Genomic DNA, 24,046 nt, shown 5'->3' with positions numbered 1-24,046 from the left:
AATTTATTTTATAACCAAAAAGGGTACTGAGTGACTTGAGCAGTGACATGAAAAGCAGCTTTGCCTAATAATTCACCATCAACTTGACCATAGTTTGGCTGCTGGATTTGTAAATCGAACTGAGTTGCTTGGGTATAATAAACACCTCGTTGGTAAAGATGCGTACCATCTTTGAATACGCAGTAAAATAGCGGAATTAATTGTTTCAATGGCTTTTTTTCAACTAGAATCAAATCAATTTGATGATTGAAAAAAGTCGCCCGAGGTAGGATCGGTACCCCGCCACCAAAATAAGGTTCGTTACCAAGCGTGACTAAAAAGATATTATGGAAATTTTGGGTATATCCGTCATGTGTGATTTGCACATCAAAACTAGGCTGCTGCAAAAAGGCCCGTACGAGATTGGCCAAGTAAGAAAAAGAGCCTAGTTTGATTTGATTCAATAACTTTTTAAGCGCGGAAATATTTGTTAAATGGACAGTGCGTGCATCAATACCAATACCAACATTGTTTACGAAAATTGTTTCTGGTGCATGATCATATTTTAAACTGCCAATATCGATCAAAGTGGCTTGATTGGTCGCTAATATATGGGCCAAATTTTTGAGTGGATCCAATTCAATATTTAGACTTCGGCGAAAATCATTACCAGAACCGCTGGGAATGTAGGCCACTGGGAGCTGTTTCATATTTGAATTTTGTCTTAAACCAGCGATGACTTGATGTAACGTGCCATCACCACCAATGACAACGACCAGATGGACTCGATTTTGCAGCTGTGTTGGGATGGCTATATTTTTAGCTATAATCGTCGCATGACCTGGAAACTGCGTGCGTAAGAGGTCATAGGGCTGCTCGATTTTATTCAGGTATTGTTGTACTTTTGCCGTCGTCTGCCGACCATGATTGCTGCCAGCGGTTTCATTGGCAATAATATGTAAAAATTTTGTATTTCTTACAACCAACGGGTCATACCTCAATTTCTATTAGTTTTGTTGTTTTTGCTTCAAATGGGTCGTGATTAATGCAAAAATCAAGGCTATTATGAATAAACTGGTTTTGATGACTTTCCAGAGCAAACTTTGGGGTGCAACGAAAAATAAAATTAATGCAATTACAAAGCTAAGACTATAAACTAATGTTGTCCAGCGTATTTTAGTCAAACTAAAACCTCCTTAGTTATCGCTTTGGTTGTTGTTGAAAATTAAAAAGGCTGTGCAGGATAAAACTACAGCAGCCTTTAGTAGAACATTAAATTTCGAATGATTAATTTGCAGAGATGATCATTGGTAGAATCATCGGATGGCGCTCAGTCTGGTCAAACAGATAGTCTTGTAAACTATCAATGATCGCATCACGAAGTTTTGCTTCCGTGACGTGTTCGTTTTGTTTGAACGTGTTACGCATGACATTAAAGATACGCCGCTGTGATTCTTTGATCAGAGGCCCAGATTCACGCATATAAACGAAACCTCTTGAAAGCAGATCCGGACCAGCAAGAATTTCACCGGTCTTGTAGTTGATCGTTGCTACCACAACGACTAAACCTTCTTCAGAAAGAATTCGGCGATCATTTAATACAACGTTACCGATGTCACCAACGCCACTGCCATCAACATAGACATCACCGGCAGGAAAGTGACCGGCACGACGCGCTTTTTCATCTGTCAACGCCAAAACATCACCGTTTTCCATGATAAAGATATTGTCTTTATCGACGCCACATTGTTCCGCAAGCTCACTGTGAATGCGCTGCATCCGATATTCACCATGGACAGGCATAAAGAACTTCGGTTTCATAAGCCGTAACATCAATTTTTGTTCTTCTTGACCACCGTGCCCAGAAGTATGGATATTATTAACTTTTCCGTGAATGACTTCGGCACCGGCTTCAGACAACTGATTGATCAAATGGTTGACAGAAGTCGTGTTACCAGGAATTGGATTGCTGGAAAAAATAACGGTATCATCCGGTTGGATTGTTATTTGTCGATGAGTGCCGTTTGCAATGCGACTCAAGGCAGCCATAGGTTCACCCTGAGAACCAGTACAGAGAATTAAAACCTTATTAGCTGGCAAACTATTGATCGTGTGGGCATCCACTAACACATCATCTGGAATGTTCAAATAGCCTAGTTCTCGACCGTTAACGATGGCACCTTCCATACTGCGGCCAAAAACAGCAATTTTACGCCCTTCATGCATCGCAGCTTCAACGGCTTGGTTGATTCGGGAAATATTAGAAGCAAAGGTTGCAAAAATAATTCGGCCTTCAATGCCTTCAAAGATGTGGCGAATTGAATTTCCGACAAGGCGCTCAGATTTTGTGAAATTAGGAATTTCAGCATTGGTGCTATCAGACATCAGCAATAAAACACCTTTTTCGCCAAGTGCAGCCATCCGTTGTAGATTTGGGGCGGGCTGATCACCAACAGGTGTTAAATCAAACTTAAAATCACCAGTTTCAACAATCACCCCTTGCGGCGTTTCTACGGCGACACCCAGCGTATCGGGAATTGAATGGGTAGTTCTGAAAAAACTGACTTTTGTTTTACGGAACTTTAAGACGGTATCTTCATTAATTTCATGTAAATCAGCAGTCCGTAATAACCCATGTTCTTCTAATTTACCTTTAATCAATGCTAAAGCTAAAGGACCGGCATATATTGGAATATTTGGAACTTGTTTTAACAGATAGGGGATACCACCAATATGGTCTTCGTGGCCGTGAGTAATTACCAATGCTTTGATCTTTTGTTGGTTTTGAGCTAAATAAGAATAATCAGAAATGACATAGTCAATACCTAATAAGTCGTCTTCGGGAAATTTGATACCTGCGTCAATAACGATGATTTCATCTTGAAATTGAACGCCGTACATATTTTTCCCGATTTCACCCAAACCGCCAATGGCAAAAACTGCGGTCTCGTTATTCTTTACTTTTAATTTCATTTAGTCGGAAACTCCGTTAATTTAAAATCAGGTTCATTTTGTTCAAACTCAAGAAACTTACCACTTAATTCTTGAACAAATTCGATATTATAAGCCGTGTTTTTTTCAACCAATGCCCGAGCGTCAACGACATTGTCTGCTTCTAAGTATAAAGCATGTGTTGTTTCTCGTCTTGGGGCTTGATTTGTGTTTTCTTGATATAAAACTTTAAAAATCATAATGAAACTCCTTTATTAATTTGTTCAGTTATCAAAGCAGACTATGCAAATAAATAAGCATAGTCCGAACCAATATATGTCCGATTTGAAAAGTGCGGTTCAACCGCCGCTGTACCGTCCGTGATGTTGATGAACAACAATTAGGTCAAATATATCATAATTCACATATAAAGTACATTTATAATCAATGGAAACCCTTCAGTGATTCTGATATGATAGGCTTATGTTAGTACAAGATGAATTAGGAGCATAATTTATGTTAACATTTGCAGTTGCAATTACCAGTGTCATTATAATCGTTGCCCTTTATTACTTGATCAAACGTATCAGACGCAATGCTGCTTTAAAAATTCTTTTGAATCACAGTCAAAAGCTAACGAATAAAATTTTAGCACAGACATTAATGGATCCATCAACGAATTACGAAAATATCTTACAAATTCCTAAGCAAATTGATTCGGAGCCGGTCCAAGATATATGGGGCAAGGGCATCATGGTTTTTGAATACAAATTTGCCATTGGGCCGAATTTTAGTGGCACGGCTGATTTCTTTGATGATGATTTCACAAATGCCCTGGCCCAAAAGCTCAATGAACACGCTTCTGAGAATGGGGTGATTTCTTCAATGCCACGTTATACGCCCTTTGTGATTAGTGATCATTGGTATTTAGAGAATTATTATCATATTGATATTGCATTCATGACCAATAAACCAACAATTGATTATGTGAAAGATATGAAAAAAGTTACGACTGAAGCGTTGTAGCTATCATTGATTTTGTAAGAAACGTGTCATCTTAGAGTCTGCGGCTAAAACTTTGTTTTTACCAAGGTCTCTTTTAATTTACCGTTGCCACATATAGTAGGAGTGTGTTGATATGCAGTTGATGATTCGATATTCACTAAGATACAAGAAATTGATTTTACTCAATCTTTTTTTTGTACTTGGTTTTGCTTTGATTGAGTTGGGCTTGCCAACCTTATTAGGCCAAATGATCGATAATGGCATCAATAAAAATCGCGTCCAAGGTGTTTTTCAATATGGCGGCTTGATGTATTTAATTATTGCCATTGGCATGATTGGTCTAATCGGTTTGGCTTATACAGGCTCACGGTTGACCAATAATATTGTGCGGGATATTCGGGATGATATTTTTAAGTCAGCCATCAATTTTTCGCAAAGTGAATATAAGCAAATTAGTGGGGCATCATTGATCACACGCAGTACCAATGATGCTTTTCAAGTTATGACATTTTTACAGATGGTCTTTCGAACTGGATTTATGACGCCATTAATGTTTATCGTTTCTGGTGTGATGATCGTTCGAACGAATGCTTTTTTATCTATTTTTGTTTTTCTAGCAATTCCAGTGCTGTTATTGGGGATTCTTGTGATAGCGCATTATTCAGAGCCCATGTCCGAAAAACAACAAGCAAACTTGGATAAGATCAATCAAAATATGCGGGAAAACTTGTCAGGTATTCGTGTCATTCGGGCTTTTGTCCGGGAGAAGTTCCAGCAGCAGCGCTTTGCAGATGTTAACCAGGCTTATGCTAAAAGTTCCATTAATTTATACACATTGATGGCAACGTCACAACCGGCTTTTTCGTTTGTGTTTAATATTGTATTTGCCTTAATTCTATGGCAAGGTACTTTGTCCATCAGTGCTGGTAATTTGGCAATTGGGTCATTGATTGCTTTTGTAGAATATATCTTTCATGTGCTTTTTTCATTTTTAATGTTTTCCAGCGTATTTATGCTTTATCCTCGGGCTGCTGTTTCGGCAAAACGTATCCAGGAAGTATTAGATACCAAAAGTGAGATCAAGGCTCCTGAGCAACCAGTTCAACAAAAAATCAAGGGCCATATTCAATTTGAAAAAGTTACTTTTTCCTATACCTCTGCAGAAGAGCCCGTCATTCGTGATGTGACCCTAGATCTACCCGCAGGTAAAACAACCGCTTTTATTGGTAGCACCGGTAGTGGCAAATCCACATTGATCCAATTGATTCCGAGGTTTTATGATATTACCGCCGGGAGGCTTAGTTTAGACGGTGTTGGCATTGATCAATATCAAATTCAGCAATTGCGCCAGCAGATCGGTTTTGTCCCGCAAAAAGCCATGCTATTCCAAGGTACGATTCGTGAAAACCTTAGATTTGGTAAAACAGACGCATCGGATGACGAAATTTGGCAAGCGTTAACGATTGCCCAAGCTAAAGATTTTGTACAAGCCTTACCCGATCAGCTAGATACAGAGGTCTCTGAAAGTGGCAGTAATTTCTCTGGTGGTCAGAAACAACGACTGTCAATAGCTCGGGCGATCGTGCGCCAACCAGCAATTTACATTTTCGATGATAGTTTTTCAGCTTTAGATTATAAGACTGATCTTAAATTACGGCAGGCACTCTATCATCAAATTCAAGATGCAACGATTCTAATCGTGGCCCAACGGATCAGTACAATTATGAACGCTGATCAAATTGTAGTCTTAAATCGTGGGCAGGTCGTTGGCGTTGGGACACATGCAAGTTTATTAAAAACAAATCAAGTTTACCAAGATATTGCATATTCTCAATTATCGAAGGAGGAACTCTCATGAAACAAATGATCCGCTCCTTCAAGCAATTGCAGCCTTTTTTAAAGCCAAATCGGCGTCATCTGTACTTGGCGTTGCTTAATGCTGGCTTGTCTATGTTTTTTAATGCGCTTTGGCCAGTGATCATGGGACTAATTGTCACCGAAATTACGAATGCTGCTCGACAGCATCGGGCTATTGATTTTACCTATGTTTTAAAGATCATTGCTTTGATTTTGCTGTTTGCTTTGTTGTACCAGATCACCATGTTTTTATCGCAATATTTGATGACATTAGCAGTACAGCGGTCTATGCGTGGGTTGCGGGCACAGTTGGATGAAAAGATGAATGCGTTGCCGGTGAGCTACTTTGATCGTCATCAGTTGGGCAATCTATTGTCGCGTTTCACGAATGATGTCGATGCCATTACTAATGCCTTGCAACAAGGCTTGATTCAGGTTGTCAATTCAGTTGTAGGTATCACGGTTGCTGTAATTATGATGTTTACGATCAATTGGGTAATGGCCCTGATCTCATTATGGATGATTCCAGCGACATTTTTGGTTTCACGAATTATTGTCAAAAAGTCACAGCCTTACTTTACAAACCAACAAAACTATTTAGGCAGGTTGAATGCAGCAGTCCAAGAAAACTTTAATGGTTTCACTGAAATTAAAGTATTTAGTCAAGAAAAGGCAGCTTTAGCGAGGTTTAGTGATGTCAACCATAATTTGGCAGAACATGGGTTTAAAGCCGCTTTTATTTCGGGCATCATGATGCCCTTGGTTTCTTTGGTGGCCTATCTAACCTATGCGACGATGGCAACTTTAGGTGGGTATTTTGTACTTCGTGGCGTCATTCCAGTTGGTAATTTACAGGCCTTTATCCAGTACATTTGGCAAGTGAACCAGCCATTGGCTTCGTTGACGCAGCTGTCTAGTATTCTTCAAGCGGGTCAAGCGGCTACTGGGCGTGTTTTTGAAGTGCTTAACGAACCGATAAAACCCGAAAAAGCAAATTTACAAATTCTGCCAAAACCAGTTAAAGGTGCCGTGACTTTTGATCATGTGTCTTTTAGCTATGTTAAAAATGAGCCCTTGATCAAAGATCTGTCATTTACAGCCAAGCCGGGCGATACGGTAGCCATTGTTGGACCTACGGGCGCAGGTAAAACAACGATGATCAACTTATTGCTCCGATTTTATGAAATTGATGCCGGTCGGATTTTGTTGGATGGTGTCGATACGCAACAACTTAGCGTTCAAGATCTAAGATCTAATTTTGGGATGGTTTTGCAAGATACCTGGCTTTATCAAGATACAATAGCTAATAACATTCGCTTTGGAAAATTGGATGCAAGTGATTATGAAGTGGTGGATGCGGCGAAGATGGCGAATATTGATTATTATATCCATACTTTACCCGATAGTTACCAAACCACGATTTCGTCGGAGGCAGACAATATTTCCCAAGGCCAAAAGCAACTTATGACGATTGCCCGGGCAATTATCGCAGATCCAGCAATCTTGATTTTAGATGAAGCGACGAGTTCGGTAGATACACGCCTAGAACAAATGCTGCAAAAGGCAATGGATCAGGTCATGGCAGGACGGACTAGTTTTGTGATCGCACATCGTTTGTCAACAATTCGTAATGCCGATTTGATTCTTGTCATGCAAAACGGTCAAATTATTGAGCAAGGAAACCATGAGTCCTTACTTGCAAAAAATGGATTTTATGCACAACTTTATAACTCTCAGTTTGAAGATGCAGATGCTTTAAATGAATAGCTCTATGAAATAGGGGTATTAGAAAAGACTCGACAAATTTAACTTGTCGAGTCTTTTTGTTAGGTTTAATAAGCATTAATTAGGTGGATAATTTTTATTCAATGACGACTGTGTTCTCTTTAAGCGTAAAAGGATTCTTTTTATCGATATGGTCATAAAAAAGAATGCCGTTAAGGTGATCGATTTCATGCTGGCAAACAATGGCCGGATAATCTTTTAATTTAAGTTTAATGATTTTGCCGTCCATATCCTGACAGCGAATGGTGATGCGGTCATGGCGGGGCACATATCCAGGAATATCTTTGTCTACGGATAAACAACCTTCGCCTTCAGCTAACGCCGCATCTTTAACAGAGTGGCTAATGATCACTGGGTTGATCAAAACTGTTTTTAATAGCGGTTCTGCCTCGGGATCATTGCTTGGTACCAAAACAGCAGCCATCTGTTCTGAGACACCGACTTGAGGTGCTGCTAAGCCGACGCCTGCCCGTAATTGGTGCTTTTTGGCGATTTCCGGATCTTGCGAGTTTTCAAGATAAGTCATCATATCTTTAGCTAGTTTTTTGTCATCATCACTCAAAGGAAAGCTGACCTTTTGTGCAGTCTTCCGTAAAACAGGGTTGCCATCCCGGGTGATATCTTTCATTAAAATCAAGGTTCGTCCCTCCATTAGTGAATTCTCGTAAAATATTATCACAAGTCTGACATGAAAGCGAATTGAAAAGCATCATGCAAAGTTGACTTATAAATAAAAAGTTGACAAAAATATGTTTACTGTGTAAAATAATTAACATTGCGTGTGAAAAGCGTATAATAAACTTAAAAGATAATATAAGCTTATCCCGTTAGGTGAGGCTCCTATATGAAAATACGCTGTTGCTCAGAAACATCGAGAGATGCCAACGAGTCAGCCGGAACTGCCCATTAAGGCTTTTTCTAATACAGCTGATGAATTTCTACGTCATATAGTGCTAAAACTAAACGATTGGGATCTTGTTTTCGGACACCCAATTGTTTGCGGTGTCCTTTTATTTTATCTTAAAAAAATGATAGAAAGAAAAGAGAGGTGAGTTGAATGTCTACAGATTCTAAACCAGGAGCGACGGATACAGGTGATCAGCAGAAGAAGTTAGATGTTTTACCCACCTCGCTTTTTAATTGAATGTGGTTGAACACAACTTCTTTTGCCTTACAAACAGGAGGCAGAAAGTATGTTCAAAAAAACTTTTTTGAAACAACGTCTGTGGAACGGGACACTTCCAGTTACTGATATCCGCGCTAGTATCAAAGTGGACACTTCAGTAAAAGCAAGTGGCTTAAGCATTTCTGAAATTCAACACTTGATGGTGCAAAATGGGCGGAATGTTTGCAGCAGTTTACGGCGGGTTTCACTTATGAATGAATTATTAAATTATTTAAAGAATCCACTGTTTTTGGCTATTGGTTTTTTAGCTATGGCAGTTGGCTTTGCTACTATTTTTGTAACGGGTTATGTTTTAGGCATGATCCTTTATATAAGTAAAACGGTTATGTTTAACCGGACAGTTGATCAAATCAATCATATTTTAACAGCCGATGTTCTGGTTATTCGGGAAGGCTTAGGCCGGCGTCTACCAGCAACAGAGCTCGTACCAGGTGACGTAATTGTATTAACAGCTGGAGATGATGTACCAGCACATGTTCGTTTCTTTCAAGACAGCACTTTAACGGCTGATCATGATGGACAATTTGGTTCAAAAATCATTGCTGGTGATGGCCTTGCTGTGGTATTACAAACGGGGGCTGATTTATTTAATAATGAATCAGCTACAAAAGCTAGTTCAAGTCTTGTAGCGGTAATTAAAAAGGTAGTTAAAGTTTTCACAGGATCAAGCCAACCAATAGTTTCAACTTCGGCAGATAATAATGTGCGTTCTGATTCCTTCACTAATGTTGCTTTGACAGAGCTTGAAAGCAACATTATACCGGAGTTTTTGGATGAGCCATTACAATCCTCAAGACGCAGCTTGGAAGCTGAACGACCGTCGCAGTCAACTAGGACTCATTTTTCAAATGCTTTTCTACGAGCGGCGTAGAGCAGAAATATCAATTAAAATTAAATATCGTATAAAATAAACTAAAATTTGTATGACTAGGGCAAAACATGTGTTTTGTTTCTGGTCATTTTTTATTGTTCAAAAATGTTGAAATTAGGTAATAAAGAATCAAGTCTATTAAATGGTTTGTATTTGGTAATTTGGTGTCGTTTTGTAAAAATTACATAGCTGATTTAGATACAGTTTGGTAAAATATAAACTGAAATATATAACAGATTGCTTGGTGTTAACATCAAGTTAATCATTTCACTAATTTAATAAGGCTAATTTGCTATAAAAATATATAAAACGCTTGCAAAAGCGTTTGCATAATGCTAAATTTGAACAAGAAGAGGTTTATAGTAATACAGTTTTTTTATTTGTATTGCTACAGATAATAACGAAGGGGACTGAATATCTATGGCAGGTAAAAAAAGTACCAAATTGCTTGATTTTGAAGCACTATTAAAAGATCAAGATAAAGACTTCAAAATGGTGCAGATTCTCAACGAAAAAGGTGAGCTTGTTGATGCGGATCATGTTCCTGATTTAAGCGATGAACAATTAGTTGAATTAATGTCTAAAATGTTGTGGGCTCGCGTGTTAGACCAACGTTCAACTGCTTTAAACCGTCAGGGTCGTTTGGGTTTTTACGCACCAACAGCTGGTCATGAAGCTAGTCAAATGGCTAGTGTTTATGCAATGGATAAGGCTGATTTCTTACTACCGCGTTATCGAGATGTCCCAGAATTAATTCAACATGGGTTACCTTTATACAAAGCGTTCTTATGGTCTCGCGGTCATGTCGAAGGCAATAACTATCCTGAAGATTTGAAAGCATTACCACCACAAATTATTATTGGCGCACAATATGTCCAAGCAGCTGGCGTTGCCTTAGGCTTGAAGAAAAATGGTTCTAAAAATGTTGCCTTTGCTTACACCGGTGACGGTGGCACGTCGCAAGGGGATTTTTATGAAGGCATGAACTTTGCCGGCCATTTTAAGGCACCAGCTATTTTTGTGGTTGAAAATAATGAATTTGCGATCTCCGTACCGCGTTCGGCACAAACAGCCGCTAAGACACTAGCTCAAAAGGCCGTTGCTGTTGGTATTCCTGGCGTTCAGGTTGATGGTATGGATCCATTGGCTGTTTATGAAGCTATGAAAGAAGCACGTGATTGGGCTGTAGCCGGTAATGGACCTGTTTTAATTGAAACGATGACTTATCGCTATGGCCCGCATACATTATCTGGTGATGATCCAAAACGTTATCGTTCTGAAGAATTAGATGAAATGTGGCATCAACGTGACCCATTGAATCGGTTCAGAATTTATTTGGAAGGTAAGAATCTATGGTCCGATGAACAAGAAGAAAAATTGACAGCGCAATATAAAGATGAGATCAAAGCGGCAATTGATCAAGCAGACAATGTTGCAAAACAAAAAGTTAGCCAATTCCTAGAAAATACCTATGAAGTACAGCCCCAAAACATTAAGGAACAAATTGAAACTTATCGTCAGAAGGAGTCGAACTAATATGGCAAAGAAAACAATGATTCAAGCAATTACCGATGCATTAGGACAAGCCATTGAACAGGACGACAAAGTACTGATCTTCGGTGAAGACGTTGGTAAAAACGGTGGCGTTTTCCGTGCTACTGAAGGCTTACAAGCTAAATATGGTGAGGATAAAGTATTTGATACACCATTAGCCGAATCTGGTATTGGTGGTTTGTCAATTGGTTTGGCACTGGAGGGTTATCGGCCGGTTCCGGAAATCCAATTCTTTGGTTTTGTTTTTGAAACGATGGACTCCATTGGTGGTCAGATGTCGCGGATGCGCTATAAAATGGATGGTACGCGCCAAATGCCAATTACAATCAGAGCGCCGTTTGGCGGTGGCGTGCATACACCAGAAATGCACTCGGATAACTTTGAAGGTTTGATTGCTCAATTTCCTGGTATTCGGGTTGTTGTGCCAAGCAATCCGTATGATGCCAAAGGGTTATTATTGGCTTCCATCAAATCAAATGATCCTGTTCTTTTCTTGGAACATATGAAGTTATATCGTTCTTTCCGTGAAGAAGTTCCTGATGAAGCTTACGATTTACCTTTGGATAAGGCTAACATTAGTCGTGAGGGTAAAGATATCACGATTGTGACATACGGTGCCATGGTCCGTGAAAGTTTAAAGGCTGCTGACGATTTAGCCAAAGAAAATATTGACGCTGAAGTGATCGATTTACGTACAATTTCACCTTTAGACCTTGATACGATTCTTACTTCTGTTAAAAAGACCGGTCGTTTGGTTGTTGTTCAAGAAGCACAACGTCAAGGTGGCGTTGGTAATAACGTTGTTTCAGAAGTATCTCAACGTGCCATTCTTTCTCTAGAGGCGCCAATCGGATTTGTGGCTGCACCAGATACACCATTCCCGTTTGGACAAGCCGAAAACGATTGGTTACCAAATGCAAGTGATATCAAGGCAGAAGTTAAAGAAATCATGAGCTACTAATCGCAGCAGAAAGGAAGAATATCATGGCATATCAATTTAAATTACCCGAACTAGGTGAAGGTATTGTTGAAGGTGAGATCGTCAAATGGATGGTCAAGCCTGGGGATACTATTAATGAAGATGATACATTATTAGAAGTTCAAAATGATAAATCTGTGGAGGAGATACCATCTCCAGTCACTGGTAAAGTTGTGAAGTTGATCGCAAATGAAGGTGATACCGTCGAAGTTGGTCAACCATTAGTTGAGATTGATGCGCCTGGTGCAGCCGGTAACGATGCACCAAGTGCTACACCAGCTGCAGAAGCACCAGCAGAATCGACAAAAGCTGATACTGCAAATGGTGGCGGCGTTTATCAATTTAAATTACCTGAACTAGGTGAAGGCATCGTTGAAGGTGAGATCGTCAAGTGGATGGTTAAGCCTGGGGATACCATTAATGAAGATGACACATTATTAGAAGTTCAAAACGATAAATCCGTTGAAGAAATTCCATCACCGGTCACAGGAACAGTTAAAAATATTGTGGCAAATGAAGGCGATACGGTTGAAGTTGGCCAAGTGTTAGTTGAAATTGATGCACCAGGTCATAATGATGCTGCGCCTGAAGCGTCAACTGCATCGGCTACCCAAAATGCCGCCAGTGGTCCTGCTGCTGTTAATGCAGCTAGTGGACCGGCAGCTGTTGATTCTGCCAGTGCTGCTAATAATGTGGTGCCAATTAGTGATCCAAATCGTGAAATTCTGGCAATGCCATCTGTTCGTCAGTATGCGCGTGAGAAAGATGTAGATATTTCTCAAGTTCCAGCAACGGGTTCTCATGGTCGTATTACAAAACAAGATATTGATAACTTTATTGCGGGTGGTGCCACTACGGCATCCGCTCAGTCAGCACCAGCAGCTAAACAAACAACTACTGCAGCTGCACCGGCTCCAGAGAAGCCAAAAGCATATACTTCAACGGAACCAGATCGTGAAGAGCGTGAAAAGATGTCGCCTACACGTAAAGCAATTGCAAAAGCAATGACCACAAGCAAACATACCGCACCACATGTTACCTTGTTTGATGATGTGGAAGTTTCCAAATTGATGACACATCGTAAGAAATATAAGACTGTAGCAGCTGACCGTGGTATCAAGTTAACGTTCTTAGCTTATGTGGTTAAAGCTTTGGTCGTCATGGTTAAAGAATATCCAGATTTGAATGCGTCAATTGATGATGCTGCCCAAGAAATCGTGCACAAGCATTACTTTAATATTGGAATCGCTACAAATACCCCACACGGGTTATATGTTCCAAATATTAAAGATGCAGATAAGAAGAGTATCTTTGAAATCGCTAAAGAAATCTCTGAGAATGCCCAATTGGCACAAGATAACAAGCTGAAACCAGATCAAATGCGCGGTGGTACGATTACGATCAGTAATATCGGTTCGATTGGTGGCGGTTGGTTTACCCCAGTCATTAATTACCCAGAAGTTGCTATTCTAGGATTTGGCCGTATCGCCAAAGAACCTTACGTTACTGATGATGGTCAAGTAGCTGTCGGATCAATGATGAAACTATCTTTGTCATTTGATCACCGTTTGATTGATGGGGCATACGCTCAAGAAGCAATGAATCGATTAAAACAATTACTCGCAGATCCAGAATTATTATTGATGGAAGGATGACAGACAGATGGTAGTTGGTGACTTTGCAATTGATTTAGATACAGTAGTGATTGGCTCTGGCCCTGGTGGGTACGTTGCCGCAATTCACGCAGCTGAATTGGGACAAAAAGTAACCGTTATTGAACGTGAATTTGTTGGTGGTGTTTGTTTAAATGTTGGGTGTATTCCTTCTAAGGCACTGATCAATGCCGGCCATCGGTTACAAGAAGCTGCCGATGCGTCAACTTTTGGTATTAAAACACAGCAACCATCAATCGACTGGCAAGCAACGCAAGACTGGAAACAACACAAAGTTGTTGAACGTTTAACCGGTGGTGTTGGCATGCTGTTCAAGAAGCACAAGATTGATTTGATCATGGGTGAAGCCTTCTTGAAAGATAGTAATAGTCTGCGTGTCATTCAAAAAGACAGTGCCCAGACTTATACTTTTAAGCACTTGATTATTGCTACTGGCAGCCGGCCAATTGAGATCCCTGGTTTCAAATTTGAAGGTCGGGTCGTTGATTCTACTGGCGGCTTAAACTTGCCAGAAATTCCTAAAGAGCTTGTCGTTATCGGTGGTGGTTATATCGGCTCAGAATTAGCTGGGGCTTACACAAATTTAGGGTCGCATGTTACGATTCTGGAAGGTACACCATCAATTTTGCCTAACTTTGATAAAGACATGGTTTCACTTGTCTTGAATAATTTCAAGAAGAAGGGCACAGATGTTATTACCAATGCAATGGCTAAAGAAGCTAAACAAACAGATAAAGATGTGACTGTCACTTATGAAGTTGATGGCAAATCGCAAACTATCAAGGCGGATTATGTCATGGTCACAGTTGGTCGGCGACCAAATACCAATGATATGGGCTTAGAACAAGCTGGCGTAAAAACGACTGATCGAGGCTTGATTGAAGTTGACAATCAAGGTCGGACTAACGTTTCGAATATTTATGCAATTGGTGATGTTGTTGCTGGTGCGGCTTTAGCTCACAAAGCTTCTTATGAAGGCAAGATTGCCGCTGAAGCAATTTCAGGCAAGAAATCAGCTGTTGATTATCGAGCAATGCCAGCAGTTTGTTATGCTGACCCTGAACTCGCTACGACAGGGCTAAGTTTGAGCGAGGCTAAAGATAAGGGCTATGATGCCAAGTCTTCTAAGTTTCCATTTGCAGCTAATGGTCGGGCAATTTCATTAGATGAAACAGATGGCTTTGTCAAATTAATTTCTGATAAAAAAGAAGGCACTTTGCTTGGAGCCCAGGTAGCTGGTGCTGGCGCAAGTGATTTGATTTCTGAATTAACTGTTGCAGTCGAGGCTGGTATGAATGTTGAAGATCTTGCTTTGACGATTCACCCACATCCAACTTTAGGCGAAGCAATTATGGATGCTGCCGATGTTGCTGAGGGTATGCCAACAAACATTTAAGCTGATATCTTTCAAAATAAGTACGTGTCGGTTTGAGCTGACACGGCTTATTTTTTTGCGTATTTGGCAAATACTACATGTTGTCAGCAATTTGCGGTATAATGTTCAACATAGAATCATCGTTCGGTTAATAAGTGTAAAGGGGTCGTTTTTTACGGGTACGGAAGGTTATTGTTATCCTATTGATGATCAGTGGACAACATCTGAACTTGTCGCTGTCGTGAATTTTTATAATGAGGTTGAAGCAGCCTACGAGCACGGGGTTGATGTTGCCAATTTATTAGCGACTTATCAAGTTTTTAAACAGGTTGTTCGCTCTAAGATGCAAGAGAAACAAATTGATCGTGCTTTTGAAAAGGCATCGGGTTATTCTATCTATCGGACTGTTAAGCAAGCTCAATCACAACAAAAGGGCAGACTCAAAATGGTGGATCCGACATAGGGAGGTCAAATAATAAGTGACAGTCAATTCATGGCAAATCGCCACTAAGCTTAAAATATGGATTCAAGCTGCTGGCCAGCATCTGCGCCAACACTTGTATGATGATTTACAGGTTGCTACAAAATCTAATCGGAATGATTTAGTAACAAATATGGATAAAGCAACGGAGAAACTGTTGGTACAAGAAATCCGGCAGGCTTTTCCTGAAGCTAAAATTATTGGTGAAGAGGGTTTTGGAGATAAGGTTGCAGATCTCTCAGGATTGGTCTTTTTCGTTGATCCAATTGATGGGACAATGAATTTTGTTAAAGAAAAAGAGAACTTTGCGATTATGATCGGTGCTTATCTAGATGGCAAGGGCATCGTTGGTGTCATCTTAGATGTCGTACGACAAAAAATGTTTTGGGGCGGCCCTGAATTTGGGGTTTATTGCAATGATATCCAGATAAAACCACCCAAAAATATTGATTTGGCAGCCGGATTGTTAGGCGTTTCTGGTCCGTTACTGCGGCAAAATAAGTATCATGTCGCTGACTTTGTGGCCCAAAGCTCTGGTGCACGAATCATTGGCAGTGCAGGAGTAGAATTTACCAAGGTCATTCAAGGCATCGAGAACGGCTACATTTCCCATTTGATGCCTTGGGATTTTGCAGCTGGTAAAATTATGGCAGAAACTTTAGGTTTAAAAGTTACAAATATTGACGGGGACCCCTTAAATATGCTATCATCTGAAATTGTGCTAATTGCAACGGAACGGACGCATCAGCAGATTATGACGATAACAAGAGAGCATTCTTAACTGTGACCTGCGTCACAGCTTTTTTATAAGATTAAGCGCGTTTAGCCCGTTTCGTTAGAATTTTTCTAAGAAATTCGGCTAAGAAATGAAAGGAAGTTTGCGCATTTGAAAACCAGAGATGATATTCGTAACATCGCTATTATTGCCCACGTCGACCACGGTAAAACAACATTGGTCAATGAATTATTAAAACAATCCGATACATTGGATGAACATATCCAATTGCAAGATCGGGCCATGGACTCCAACGCAATTGAGCAAGAACGTGGTATCACGATTTTATCCAAAAATACGGCAGTAGATTACCAAGGTAAAAAAATTAATATTTTAGATACACCAGGACATGCGGACTTCGGTGGTGAAGTTGAGCGAATCATGAAAATGGTTGATGGTGTGTTATTAGTTGTGGACGCTTATGAAGGAACGATGCCGCAAACACGGTTTGTATTAAAAAAGGCGTTGGAACAACATTTAACACCGATTGTCGTGATTAACAAAATCGACCGTGAAGGCGCTCGCCCTGAAGAAGTTGTGGACGAAGTACTTGAATTGTTTATTGAGCTTGGTGCCGATGATGATCAACTAGAATTCCCAGTCGTGTATGCTAGTGCGGTTAACGGAACTTCTAGTTTAGATTCTGATATTGCGACACAAGAACATACAATGAAACCTATTTTTGATACAATTATCAATACGATTCCAGCGCCAATTGATAACAGTGACGAACCATTACAATTCCAAGTAGCGATGTTAGATTACAATGACTACGTTGGCCGAATTGGTATTGGCCGGGTATTCCGTGGAAAAATTAAAATTGGCGATAACGTTTCGGTACTTAAGTTAGATGGCACTGCTAAAAACTTCCGCGTTACGAAAATTTTTGGCTTCTTTGGTCTCAAGAAAATCGAAGTTGATGAAGCTAAAGCTGGTGACTTGATCGCTGTTTCTGGGATGGAAGACATTTTCGTTGGGGAAACTGTTACACCAGTAGATCATCCAGATGCTTTACCAATTTTACGCATCGATGAACCAACGTTACAAATGACTTTTGCGGCCAATGATTCACCATTTGCTGGTAAAGAAGGTAAATTTGTAACTGCTCGTAAATTGGAAGACCGTTTAAAGAGTCAATTACAAACTGATGTATCCTTACGTGTTGAAGATACAGACCAACCAAGTGCTTGGACTGTTTCTGGTCGTGGTGAATTACATTTGTCAATCCTTGTAGAAGAAATGCGCCGTGAAGGCTTTGAATTGCAGCTTTCGCGCCCGGAAGTTATTTACCGCGAAGTTGAGGGTGTTTTGAGCGAACCATTTGAAGCTGTTCAAATCGACACACCAGATGAATACGTTGGCTCCGTGATTGATGCTATGGCTCAACGTAAAGGTGAAATGCAAAATATGGAAAGCACTGGCAATGGCCAGACACGCTTGAACTTCTTGGCACCTTCACGTGGTTTGATTGGTTACTCTAATGAGTTTCTTTCACAAACGGGTGGTTATGGGATCATGAACCATACCTTTGAAAAGTACTTACCAGTAATCAAGAATTGGACACCAGGACGCCATAATGGGGCTTTGGTATCTATTAATGCTGGTCAGGCAACAACTTATAGTTTGCAATCTGTTGAGGATCGCGGTCAATTATTTATTGATGCCGGGACTGAAGTATATGAAGGTATGATCGTTGGTTCTAGTAATCGTGATCAAGATATTTCGGTAAACGTTACAAAAGGTAAAAACTTAACGAATACCCGTGCTTCAGGTAAAGATCATGCTGCTGCAATTCGGACGCCTAAAACACTATCATTGGAAGAATCTATCGAATTCTTAAATGATGACGAATATTGCGAAGTGACACCTGAAAGTATCCGTTTACGTAAAAAGATTTTGAATACAGGTGAGCGTCAAAAAGCCGCTAAGAAGCGTAAAATTGCTGCCCAAAAAAATTAATAAAAATTAAATCTTCTGAAAAATAGGCAACTTTGAATTATAATAAAGTTGCTTATTTTTTTATGCTATTTTTATAGGAGTCGTTATGAATAATATTATTAGTACTTTGATTAGTCGACGAAGTGATTTACTACAGGCCTTGTGGCAACATTTGGGTATTTCATTACTATCATTATTGATTGCTATTTTGATTGCCGTGCCTTTAGCAATTGTGGTCTTACCACATAAAAAAACGGCTAACATTTTTCTACAATTGACCAGTATTTTGCAAACTATTCCTTCTCTAGCACTATTAGGTTTACTGATTCCGCTTGTTGGTATTGGGACGGTACCTGCAATCATTGCCTTAGTTGTTTACGCACTGTTACCTATTTTTCAAAATACATATGTCGGATTGACGGAAATTGATCCTGCTTTAGAGGAGGCAGCCGATGCTTTTGGCATGTCGCGTTTGCGTAAGTTATTCAAAGTAGAATTGCCCTTAGCAAAACCGTTTATTATTTCTGGAATCCAAACGGCTGCAGTTTTGATTATCGGAACAGCGACACTGGCCGCTTTGATTGGGGCCGGTGGTTTAGGTTCGTTCATTTTGCTGGGGATTGACCGGAATAATATGCCTTTGATCATCATCGGTGCCGTTAGTTCGGCAGCGCTAGCATTATTGATCAGTGGCTGGATCTTCTTCTTGAAGAATCACCGGGCACGCTGGTCCTTTCTGTCGGTGGCTCTTATTATACTTGGTATGATTGGGGCTGGTTTGTATCAGGCTGTAAAGCCTAAGCCAGAAACAATCACTATTGCTGGAAAGCTTGGATCTGAACCGGATATTTTGATTCATATGTATGCGGATTTGATCAAAGCCCAGTCGCCAAAAACACATGTTGTTTTAAAATCAAATTTCGGTAAGACTAGTTTTCTGTTTAATGCTTTACGTAATGATGATATTGATATCTATCCCGAATTTACTGGGACTGTGTTAGAGTCACTGGTCAAAACGCCAAAGACCAAGCAACGACTTACAGCTCCCCAAACTTATCAAAAGGCGCGACGGTTATTGCAGCAACAATTCCAGTTAACCTATTTGCAGCCAATGGCCTATGAAAATACCTATGCCTTAGCTGTCAAAGCTAGTTTTGCAAAGGCACATCATCTCAAAAACATTAGTGATCTTCAAACGGTACAAAGTCAGTTACACGGTGGTTTGACCTTGGAGTTTATTGATCGTGATGATGGTTTCAAGGGTGTTAAGCGGTTATACCATTTAGATTTTCCAGTTCAATCTATGGAACCTTCTTTACGTTATGAGGCAATTGCATCGGGTCGTGTTAATATTGTGGATGCTTATTCAACGGACAGTGAGTTACAACAGTATCAGTTATTGGTTTTAAAAGACGATCGACACCTATTTCCACCTTATCAGGGTGCGCCACTTATGCGGCAAGATTTTGCAAAACAGCATCCTAAAATCGTTAATGTCTTAAATAAATTAGCCGGTCGAATTAGTGCCACGGATATGCAAAAGATGAATTATCAGGTCAATGTTAAGAAACAATCAAGCGCTAAAGTTGCACGTCAGTATTTATTAACGCATCATTTATTGAAGGAGTAGGTTATGGACAGTAATTTAGTTAATTTAGAAGACCGTTTGGCTAATGTACATGACCAGCCATTGATTGAATTTAAACACGTGGAAAAGAAATTTCGGCAAATGGTAGCTGTTCGCGATTTTAATTTGCAGATTCAAAACGGTGAATTTTTCGTATTAGTTGGACCTTCTGGTAGTGGTAAAACAACCACTTTGAAAATGGTCAATCGGTTGTATGAGCCAACGGCAGGCAACATCAAGTTTTTAGGGAAAAATGTGACAGCATACCCGATTAATCAATTACGTTGGCATATGGGCTATGTGTTGCAGAAAATTGCGCTTTTTCCGAATCTAACTGTGGCTGAAAATATTGCGCTAATTCCTGAAATGAAGGGAATATCCAAGTCAGAAATTACAAGCTATAGCCGTGAATTATTAGAGCGCGTACAGTTGGCACCGGATATTTACTTAAAACGTATGCCAGCAGAGCTATCTGGCGGTGAAGCTCAGCGAGTCGGTATTGTACGTGCGCTGGCTTCAAAGCCACCAATTATGTTGATGGATGAGCCTTTTAGTGCTTTAGATCCCTTATCGAGAACACAACTCCAGGATTTGATTTTAGATTTGCACCATGAGTTAAAAACAACCATTATTTTTGTGACCCATGATATGAAGGAAGCCATGAAACTTGGTGATCGAATTGGCGTCATGCATGAGGGGGAGCTTTTGCAAACTGCTAAACCAGTAACTTTGGCGACTGATCCAGTCAATGATTTTGTGGCTAGTTTTTTTAAAGCAAAGGATGTTTTGACGCCCTTGCAATATGAATTAAATGACGTGATTGCTGATAATGACCATATAGAATATACAGCTACGTTACCGGAAAAGTCAGTAAAATTCACACCACACGAAAATTTGAATCGAGTCATTGAGTGGATGACACAACATCAGATTACCGTAATTTATGTTTTTATAAAGCAAACGCACAATTACGCTAAAGTGTCCACACTAGATATTTTGAATTTTATAGTACATCAATATTAAGGAGGCTATTTCATTGGAGAAAAGTTACGATGTTATTATTATCGGTGCTGGTCCGGGTGGGCTAGCGGCCGCTTATCGGTTGCATCCTGAAAAAAAAGTGCTGGTTGTTGAAAATGATTTGTTTGGTGGGACATGTCCTAACCGAGGGTGTGATCCGAAAAAGATGCTTTATTCTGCAGTTGAGGCAAAACAATGGAGCCAGCAATTATCAGGCTTTGGTTTGAAAAATACGCCTGAAATTGATTGGACAGAGCTAATGGCTTTTAAACGGCAATATACTCAGGCAATACCTGCAGGTACTAAAGCTGGATTGAAGTCAGCTGGAATTGACTATGTTCAAGGTACAGCACAATTTATCGATGCGCATCATTTACAAATCAATGATAAAACTGTTACCACAGAACAAGCAATTATCGCCACAGGACGAAAACCGACAATTCCTGATATTCCTGGAAAAACATATTTCAAGACAAGTACTGATTTTTTAGACCTTGATCAATTACCTAAAAAAATTGTTTTTATTGGGGCTGGATTTGTTGCGATTGAGCTGGCAAATATCGCGATTGAAGCTGGCAGCCAAGTGACGATCGTACAACATAATCAGCGCGTACTAAAAGCTTTTCCAAAACCATTAGTTAGCCGTTTAGTCAAACAATTACAAGCAAAAGGGGTTCATTTTCAGTTAGATACCAGTGTTACTCAATTGACTACAGACAAAGATCAAAAGTCTTATCAAGTACAAACAAATCGAGGTAATTTTGAGGCGGACTATGTGGTTGCCGCTACTGGCCGTGAAGCCAATATCGAGGCGTTGCGACTACCTACAGCTGTTAAAGCCGATGGTAAAGGGATTCAAGTAAATAACTATTTACAAACTGATGTTGCTAATATCTATGCAATTGGCGATGTGGTTGTTAAAACACAACCTAAGTTAACCCCAGTGGCCAGCTTTGAGGGTAATTATGTAGCTGACTACTTACTCGGTCAAACTAAAACATCAATTCAGTATCCAGTAATTCCCAATATTGTTTTTGCCAATAGTGAATTGGGCCAAGTTGGTATTCGATATCAAGATGCTGTTGATAATGATAGATATACCATTAATGATTTGGATATGACACAATGGTATACTTATAATCGAGTTAAAGATCCTGATGCCCATGTGATCACGATTCAAGAGAGCAATACTAAAAAATATGTTGGATTTTGCGTTTTAGCTACTCAAGCTGAGAGTATGCTCAATGCTTTGACGACAATTTTAAATCAACAACTTACTCTGGAAGATATTCAGCGGACAATTTATGCTTATCCGTCTGATCAAAGTGATTTGCAGTACATTTTGTCTTAACAATAGGAAGTGCCGATGCAAAAGGAGAATGATTGTGTGCCCTTTTAGCAGAAGGCCTTCTTTTTTATATCATCAAAGCCGCATTGTTAGATGTGAAATGATATAATGTTGGTTGTTGAATTAAATAGTTCAGTAATTTCACCATAAAAGTTAGACTTTTTGGAGGTCACTCATGGAAAAAACTAAATCCAATAAGGCACTCACCGTTTTAAAAACAGATGCTAAAAAAATTCGACAAGAATTGTTTGGACAATTCGATGAACTTTGTTTGATGCAGTGCCCCATTGTTGAAGAAATTATGGATACACAGATGTTAGTCTTTTCAAGGGAAGTTGATTTTGCTAAACGATGTGATTTAATTTCAAAAGAAACGGCGTTAATGTTGATTAATGACCTCAGTCTTGAAATTGAAGCTTTTTATCAAGAAATTACTAAGAAACAAACGCAACAGAAGGGCTGAGTCGTACGTGCAGATTCACAAGAAGTTTTCATATTTAGATTATTATATATTGGTACCATTCCTGTTGTTGATTGGCGCTGGCGTTGTGATGATTTATTCAGCTAGTTCCGATATGTTGGCCGTTGCCGGTGCTGATCCAACGATATACTTAAAACGGCAATTTTTTTGGGTAATTGTTGCTTTGGTGATTACCACGATTGTGTTTCTATCGAAAATTGATATTTGGCGGTCTGATCGATTGATCAAAGGATTGTTGATCATGACTTTAATATTGCTGGTTTATTTGGTGGTACTTTCGATTGTGCATCCAGCGGCAGCCGTCAACGGTGCCGTTGCCTGGATCAATTTAGGCCCGATCAATATTCAGCCAACAGAAATTGCCAAGTTAACAATTATTTTATACTTTGCATTTATCTTCAATAAGCGCGGCCCCAAATTATCTCATGGCCAGATTTGGCATAATTTATTTGGGCCCATCATTTTAGCTGGCGTGATTACTGGCTTGGTTTTGATCCAGCCAGATACTGGTGGTGCCTCGATCCTGGCATTTATCGCTGCAATTATGATTTTTTCGGCAGGAATTCCAATTGGCTGGGGCTTATCATTTGTCACGCTTTTAGGCGCTTTTATACCTTTAGGTATCAATCTACTTAAGAAATTTCCATTACCATTTTTAGAACATAGTTACCAGTATCAACGTATTTTATCATTTCTTTATCCCTTTCAGCGTGAACGTGCGGGTGGCAGCCAGTTAGTTAATTCATATTTTGCCATCAATAATGGTGGTTGGTTGGGCCGTGGGTTAGGCAATAGCATCCAAAAAAAGGGCTATCTGCCCGTACCCTATACTGATTTTATTTTGTCAGTTATCGCAGAAGAATTAGGAGTTATTGGCGTTGCCGTCATTTTGGGTTTATTATTTTTCTTAATTGGGCGCATCATTTATGTCGGGATTCGAGCGCATTCTACCTATCGAACGCTGATTTGTTATGGTGTCGCAGCTATGATGTTTGTTCAAGCTTCTTTTAATATTGCTGGTGTGATCGGTTTCTTGCCAATCACCGGGGTAACATTGCCATTCATTAGCTATGGGGGTTCTAGTATTGTAACGCTGTCCATTGCTATTGGATTGGTGTTAAATATTAGCAGTACTGAAAAACGTGAGCGGGCAGCACGAAGCAAAAAAGCACAACATTGAG

General features: G+C 39.8%; 21 protein-coding genes and 1 riboswitch. Of the genes, 16 read left to right on the top strand and 5 right to left on the bottom strand.

Annotated features, from left to right (window positions below):
* Nucleotides 1–8: 8 nt before the first annotated feature.
* The 4 genes from ACNAN0_RS07550 to ACNAN0_RS07535 all read right to left on the bottom strand — a co-directional run bounded on the left by ACNAN0_RS07550 (nucleotide 9) and on the right by ACNAN0_RS07535 (nucleotide 3,170).
* The gene (locus tag ACNAN0_RS07550; protein WP_416353018.1) at nucleotides 9–965 is read right to left on the bottom strand and encodes a diacylglycerol/lipid kinase family protein; all 957 of its coding nucleotides are present in this window, start codon (nucleotides 963–965) and stop codon (nucleotides 9–11) included.
* Between the two features lie 21 nt (nucleotides 966–986).
* Nucleotides 987–1,163 (bottom strand): hypothetical protein, encoded by a 177-nt coding sequence (locus ACNAN0_RS07545; protein WP_416353017.1) that lies wholly within the window; start codon nucleotides 1,161–1,163, stop codon nucleotides 987–989.
* A gap of 103 nt (nucleotides 1,164–1,266) precedes the next feature.
* On the bottom strand, nucleotides 1,267–2,952 hold the full coding sequence (rnjA, locus tag ACNAN0_RS07540; protein WP_416353016.1) for a ribonuclease J1: 1,686 nt from the start codon (nucleotides 2,950–2,952) through the stop codon (nucleotides 1,267–1,269).
* The gene (locus ACNAN0_RS07535; protein ID WP_416353015.1) at nucleotides 2,949–3,170 is read right to left on the bottom strand and encodes a DNA-directed RNA polymerase subunit epsilon; all 222 of its coding nucleotides are present in this window, start codon (nucleotides 3,168–3,170) and stop codon (nucleotides 2,949–2,951) included. Before ACNAN0_RS07535 ends, rnjA begins: the two co-directional genes overlap by 4 nt.
* 256 nt (nucleotides 3,171–3,426) lie before the next feature.
* Here ACNAN0_RS07535 and ACNAN0_RS07530 point away from each other — a divergent pair, with 256 nt between their 5' ends.
* The 3 genes from ACNAN0_RS07530 (at nucleotide 3,427) to ACNAN0_RS07520 (ending at nucleotide 7,539) form a co-directional block, all read left to right on the top strand.
* Nucleotides 3,427–3,936 (top strand): hypothetical protein, encoded by a 510-nt coding sequence (locus ACNAN0_RS07530; RefSeq protein ID WP_416353014.1) that lies wholly within the window; start codon nucleotides 3,427–3,429, stop codon nucleotides 3,934–3,936.
* A gap of 112 nt (nucleotides 3,937–4,048) precedes the next feature.
* Complete coding sequence (locus ACNAN0_RS07525; protein ID WP_416353013.1) at nucleotides 4,049–5,773, top strand: ABC transporter ATP-binding protein; 1,725 nt, start codon at nucleotides 4,049–4,051, stop codon at nucleotides 5,771–5,773.
* Nucleotides 5,770–7,539 (top strand): ABC transporter ATP-binding protein, encoded by a 1,770-nt coding sequence (locus ACNAN0_RS07520; protein WP_230912509.1) that lies wholly within the window; start codon nucleotides 5,770–5,772, stop codon nucleotides 7,537–7,539. The genes ACNAN0_RS07525 and ACNAN0_RS07520 overlap by 4 nt, the downstream gene beginning before the upstream one ends.
* Before the next feature lie 94 nt (nucleotides 7,540–7,633).
* Here ACNAN0_RS07520 and def read toward each other — a convergent pair whose 3' ends face one another.
* Nucleotides 7,634–8,194 carry a peptide deformylase gene (gene def, locus ACNAN0_RS07515; protein ID WP_416353012.1) on the bottom strand — a complete coding sequence of 187 codons (561 nt, stop codon included), beginning with the start codon at nucleotides 8,192–8,194 and terminating at the stop codon, nucleotides 7,634–7,636.
* Between the two features lie 179 nt (nucleotides 8,195–8,373).
* Nucleotides 8,374–8,536, top strand: a riboswitch (M-box (ykoK) riboswitch).
* Nucleotides 8,537–8,750: 214 nt separating this feature from the next.
* On the opposite strand from def, the gene ACNAN0_RS07510 reads away from it, so the two are divergent.
* The 13 genes from ACNAN0_RS07510 to ACNAN0_RS07450 all read left to right on the top strand — a co-directional run bounded on the left by ACNAN0_RS07510 (nucleotide 8,751) and on the right by ACNAN0_RS07450 (nucleotide 24,045).
* Entirely contained in the window at nucleotides 8,751–9,614 is an 864-nt protein-coding gene (locus ACNAN0_RS07510) for a hypothetical protein (RefSeq protein ID WP_416353011.1), read from the top strand.
* 420 nt (nucleotides 9,615–10,034) lie between these two features.
* Nucleotides 10,035–11,150 (top strand): pyruvate dehydrogenase (acetyl-transferring) E1 component subunit alpha, encoded by a 1,116-nt coding sequence (gene pdhA, locus ACNAN0_RS07505; RefSeq protein ID WP_416353010.1) that lies wholly within the window; start codon nucleotides 10,035–10,037, stop codon nucleotides 11,148–11,150.
* A 1-nt stretch (nucleotide 11,151) separates the two neighbouring features.
* Nucleotides 11,152–12,129 (top strand): alpha-ketoacid dehydrogenase subunit beta, encoded by a 978-nt coding sequence (locus ACNAN0_RS07500; RefSeq protein WP_416353009.1) that lies wholly within the window; start codon nucleotides 11,152–11,154, stop codon nucleotides 12,127–12,129.
* Between the two features lie 23 nt (nucleotides 12,130–12,152).
* Nucleotides 12,153–13,802 (top strand): dihydrolipoyllysine-residue acetyltransferase, encoded by a 1,650-nt coding sequence (locus tag ACNAN0_RS07495; protein ID WP_416353008.1) that lies wholly within the window; start codon nucleotides 12,153–12,155, stop codon nucleotides 13,800–13,802.
* A 7-nt stretch (nucleotides 13,803–13,809) separates the two neighbouring features.
* A complete protein-coding gene (lpdA, locus tag ACNAN0_RS07490; protein ID WP_230912503.1) occupies nucleotides 13,810–15,216 on the top strand; it encodes a dihydrolipoyl dehydrogenase in 1,407 nt (468 codons plus the stop codon).
* 91 nt (nucleotides 15,217–15,307) lie between these two features.
* On the top strand, nucleotides 15,308–15,658 hold the full coding sequence (locus ACNAN0_RS07485) for a UPF0223 family protein (protein ID WP_416353007.1): 351 nt from the start codon (nucleotides 15,308–15,310) through the stop codon (nucleotides 15,656–15,658).
* A 16-nt stretch (nucleotides 15,659–15,674) separates the two neighbouring features.
* Nucleotides 15,675–16,457, top strand: a complete 783-nt coding sequence (locus tag ACNAN0_RS07480) for an inositol monophosphatase family protein (protein WP_416353006.1) — start codon at nucleotides 15,675–15,677, stop codon at nucleotides 16,455–16,457.
* Nucleotides 16,458–16,562: 105 nt separating this feature from the next.
* Nucleotides 16,563–18,410: a translational GTPase TypA gene (gene typA, locus ACNAN0_RS07475; RefSeq protein WP_416353005.1), complete on the top strand. Its 1,848-nt coding sequence runs from the start codon at nucleotides 16,563–16,565 to the stop codon at nucleotides 18,408–18,410.
* An 85-nt stretch (nucleotides 18,411–18,495) separates the two neighbouring features.
* Nucleotides 18,496–20,019 carry an ABC transporter permease/substrate-binding protein gene (locus tag ACNAN0_RS07470; RefSeq protein ID WP_416353004.1) on the top strand — a complete coding sequence of 508 codons (1,524 nt, stop codon included), beginning with the start codon at nucleotides 18,496–18,498 and terminating at the stop codon, nucleotides 20,017–20,019.
* Between the two features lie 3 nt (nucleotides 20,020–20,022).
* Nucleotides 20,023–21,039, top strand: coding sequence for an ABC transporter ATP-binding protein (locus ACNAN0_RS07465; RefSeq protein WP_416353003.1), 1,017 nt, complete (start codon nucleotides 20,023–20,025; stop codon nucleotides 21,037–21,039).
* Nucleotides 21,040–21,052: 13 nt separating this feature from the next.
* Nucleotides 21,053–22,387, top strand: coding sequence for a dihydrolipoyl dehydrogenase family protein (locus ACNAN0_RS07460; RefSeq protein WP_416353002.1), 1,335 nt, complete (start codon nucleotides 21,053–21,055; stop codon nucleotides 22,385–22,387).
* 172 nt (nucleotides 22,388–22,559) lie between these two features.
* On the top strand, nucleotides 22,560–22,847 hold the full coding sequence (locus ACNAN0_RS07455) for a DUF1507 family protein (RefSeq protein WP_230912498.1): 288 nt from the start codon (nucleotides 22,560–22,562) through the stop codon (nucleotides 22,845–22,847).
* A gap of 13 nt (nucleotides 22,848–22,860) precedes the next feature.
* Entirely contained in the window at nucleotides 22,861–24,045 is a 1,185-nt protein-coding gene (locus ACNAN0_RS07450; protein WP_230912551.1) for an FtsW/RodA/SpoVE family cell cycle protein, read from the top strand.
* Nucleotide 24,046: the final 1 nt, after the last annotated feature.

The organism is Agrilactobacillus fermenti (assembly GCF_047943045.1).
Lineage (GTDB): Bacteria > Bacillota > Bacilli > Lactobacillales > Lactobacillaceae > Agrilactobacillus > Agrilactobacillus fermenti.
Note: the sequence above shows the minus strand (reverse complement) of the source record. Positions and strands in the feature narration are given on the sequence as shown.